This window comes from Microbacterium sp. BF1 (assembly GCF_019279095.1).
Lineage (GTDB): Bacteria > Actinomycetota > Actinomycetes > Actinomycetales > Microbacteriaceae > Microbacterium > Microbacterium maritypicum.
On sequence record NZ_JAGYWT010000306.1, the window covers coordinates 1 to 2,984 of the forward strand.

The following is a 2,984-nucleotide window of genomic DNA, read 5'->3' on the forward strand; positions in this document are numbered from 1 at the left end:
TAGCGGGTCAGCTGCTCCACGCCGTCGATGTCGCCGCGTCGCTTGATCTCGACCGCGATCGCGGCGCCGTCGGCATCGCGCACCAGAAGGTCGACGGGGCCGATGGCCGTCGGGTATTCGCGGCGCATGAGTCGACGTGCACGCAGCGGGACTGGTAGCCCGCCTGGCAGATCTCGCACGTGTTGTCGGACGCCATGAACGAGCCGACCACGAAGTCGCCGACCTTGAGCGTCTGCACCTCGGCGCCGATCTCCTCCACGACGCCGACGTACTCGTGCCCCATCGGGTCATGATCGACCTCGTTCGCACCGCGGTACGGCCACAGGTCGGAGCCGCAGATGCAGGTCGCCGCGATCCGGATCACGGCGTCGGTGGGTCGGGTGATGGTGGGCTTCTCCCGCTCCTCGACTCTGACGTCGCCGGGGGCGTGCATGACTACTCCGCGCATTCGTGATGCTCCTTCTCTCGCGTGACATCCAGTCAACGCCGATTCCGCCTCGGATGGGAGGTACTGAGGGAACCCCTTCGAGATTCACAGATCCGGGAATACTCCGCAGGAGCACGTGTTGCACCCGACATGATTGAAACTTCAACCGTCGCTCCGGTCGCCACGGAGCGCACGCGCGTCCGCGTGCCGCTGCGCTTCGGCGAGGGCTTCTCCACGACCGAGCGCGAATACACCGTGGCCGCCCAGATGCTGAAGGCCGTCGGGGTCGACGGCATCCGTCTGCTGAGCAACAACCCCGACAAGGCCGTGCAGCTCGAGGAGCTCGGCATCCGTGTGACCGAGCGGGTGCCGACCGAGGTGCACCTGTCGGAGTCCAACTCCCGCTACCTGCAGGCCAAGCGGGACCACACGGCGCACACGCTCGACCTGTCGGCGGCGTGACAGTCCAGGAGGACACCATGACGGCGGAGCAGCCGCATCCGCGTCGACTCGACGACACCGAGATGGACACGTGGCTGCCCGTGATCCGCTTCGTCCAGCTGCTGCCGCAGGTGCTCGATCGCACACTGAAGGAAGAGGTCGGGCTCAATCACGCGCGCTACGCCATCCTCGTCACCCTGGCGGGCCGGGGCGAGGGCGCCGTCACCATGACCGAGCTCGCCCGCATCGCCGGGTTCAGCCGTTCGCGTCTGAGCCACGCGCTCGACTCGCTCGAGGAGCGAGGCTGGGTCGAGCGTGCCTCGTGTGGCGCCGACAAGCGCACCCTCTCGGCCGCCCTGACTCCGGCGGGGCGGGAGATGCTGCGCACGGCCGCTCCCGTGCACGTCGAACAGGTGCGGGAACTCGTGCTCGATCCGCTCACCGTCGAGGAGCGCGAACAGCTGAGGGCGATCCTCGGGAAGCTCCTGCCGGGCGTGACGGCGGCGCTGTGAACGGGTGCGGGCCGGTCACCGGTACCGCCAGTACCTCCCTCCACGGTCACTGAGCGCGTAGCGTCGGAGCATGGACACCCGCAGCGAGGTGCGCGAGTTCCTCTCCACGAGGCGCGCACGCATCACCCCCGACCAGGCAGGACTGCCCGCATTCGGTGGCAACCGCCGGGTTCCGGGCCTGCGTCGCGAGGAGGTCTCACTGCTCGCAGGCGTCAGTGTGGACTACTACACACGGCTCGAACGCGGTGACCTGTCCGGCGCCTCCGACAGCGTGCTCGAAGCTCTCGCCCGCGCGCTGCAGCTGGATGAGGCCGAGACCGCGCACCTGTTCGACCTCGCCCGCGCCGCGAACGCCTCCCCGGTCGCGCGGACACCTCGCAAGAAGTCGACGGTGCTGCGGCCCAGCATCCTCCGTCTGCTCGATGCGATGACCGAGGCGCCGGCGATCGTGCGCGACAACCACTTCGACTACCTCGCCGCAAACGCCCTGGGGCGAGCCCTGTACGCTCCCGTGTTCGCCCAGCCGCAGCCGAACAGCGCCCGCTTCGCCTTCCTCGATCCGGCGGCGCAGGAGTTCTACCCCGAATGGGAGCGCAACACGCAGGAGCTCGTGGCCGCGATGCGGGGCGAAGCCGGACGCAACCCCTTCGATCGCAGGCTCACCGATCTCGTCGGCGAGCTCTCGACGCGGAGCGAGCGGTTCCGCACCCTGTGGGCCGCCCACAATGTGCGCTTCCACCGCACGGGTGTGAAGCGCATCGCGCATCCGGTGGTCGGGGAGATCGAGCTGACATACGAGGCGTTCGAGCTGCCCGCCGATCCCGGCCTGCACCTGTCGACCTATACGGCGGAACCGGGAACACCCTCGGCCGACAAGCTGAGGATGCTCGCCAGCTGGGCGGCGACGGATGCGGGGGCATTCCCCTCCGCGGCATCCGCATCCGACCGCGCGGAGGCCTGAGCCGCGTGGTTCTGCTCTGAGCAGAACCACTCGAACGCGCCTGATGCCCCGGATTATCGTGAGGCATGGCCGACATCCTCTCGTTCCCGCGCGCCCCTCGCCCCGACCGTCCGCAGCTGAGCGGGCCCGAACCGCTCTGGCGGCACATGCTGGGCGACCAGCTGCGGCGTCGACGCCACGATCGCGAAGAGACCCTCACGGAGACCGCGGAGAAGGCCGGCGTCTCTCCGCAGTACCTCTCTGAGGTCGAGCGCGGGTTGAAGGAGCCGTCGAGCGAGATGATCGCCGCGATAGCCGGCGCTCTCGACACGAGCCTCATCGAGCTGACGAGCGCCGTGGCCGATGAGCTGCGCTCTGCTGCGGTGTCGGCATCCGCTGCGGTGTCGATCTCCGCTGCGGTGTCACGTGGCGCGTTCGCCCTCGCCGCCTGATCCCCGGACCCGTCATCTGCATGATCGACGGACGGATGCATGACCACAGGTCCCACTTCGGTCATGCATCCGTCCAACGCTCATGCATCCGTCCGCCAGCCCGGACGCCACCTCAGCTCCGCGCGCCCAGCACCGTGTCGATGAGTCCGTACTCGAGCGCGGCCGCGGCGGTGAACACCCGATCGCGGTCGGTGTCGGCGCGCAGTTGTGCG

Annotated in this window: 5 protein-coding genes and 2 pseudogenes; 4 read left to right on the forward strand and 3 right to left on the reverse strand. The window is 68.9% G+C overall.

The features are described 5' to 3' along the window. Positions 1-131, reverse strand: a pseudogene (locus tag KZA10_RS11000) (endonuclease NucS domain-containing protein); the annotation flags it as partial. Positions 132-136: 5 nt separating this feature from the next. After that, positions 137-448: pseudogene (locus KZA10_RS11005) on the reverse strand (alcohol dehydrogenase catalytic domain-containing protein); the annotation flags it as partial. Positions 449-577: 129 nt separating this feature from the next. Between KZA10_RS11005 and KZA10_RS11010 the strand changes: the two are divergent. From KZA10_RS11010 to KZA10_RS11025, 4 genes are all read left to right on the forward strand, one after another. Further along, the gene (locus KZA10_RS11010) at positions 578-889 is read left to right on the forward strand and encodes a hypothetical protein (protein WP_218682901.1); all 312 of its coding nucleotides are present in this window, start codon (positions 578-580) and stop codon (positions 887-889) included. 17 nt (positions 890-906) lie between these two features. Then, positions 907-1,380, forward strand: coding sequence for a MarR family winged helix-turn-helix transcriptional regulator (locus tag KZA10_RS11015; RefSeq protein WP_218682902.1), 474 nt, complete (start codon positions 907-909; stop codon positions 1,378-1,380). Positions 1,381-1,450: 70 nt separating this feature from the next. Beyond that, positions 1,451-2,341: a helix-turn-helix transcriptional regulator gene (locus KZA10_RS11020; protein ID WP_055866650.1), complete on the forward strand. Its 891-nt coding sequence runs from the start codon at positions 1,451-1,453 to the stop codon at positions 2,339-2,341. A gap of 65 nt (positions 2,342-2,406) precedes the next feature. Next, positions 2,407-2,772, forward strand: coding sequence for a helix-turn-helix domain-containing protein (locus KZA10_RS11025; protein WP_127483235.1), 366 nt, complete (start codon positions 2,407-2,409; stop codon positions 2,770-2,772). Between the two features lie 112 nt (positions 2,773-2,884). Here KZA10_RS11025 and KZA10_RS11030 read toward each other — a convergent pair whose 3' ends face one another. Further along, positions 2,885-2,977 (reverse strand): ATP-dependent Clp protease proteolytic subunit, encoded by a 93-nt coding sequence (locus tag KZA10_RS11030; RefSeq protein WP_256934735.1) that lies wholly within the window; start codon positions 2,975-2,977, stop codon positions 2,885-2,887. Positions 2,978-2,984 lie beyond the last annotated feature (7 nt).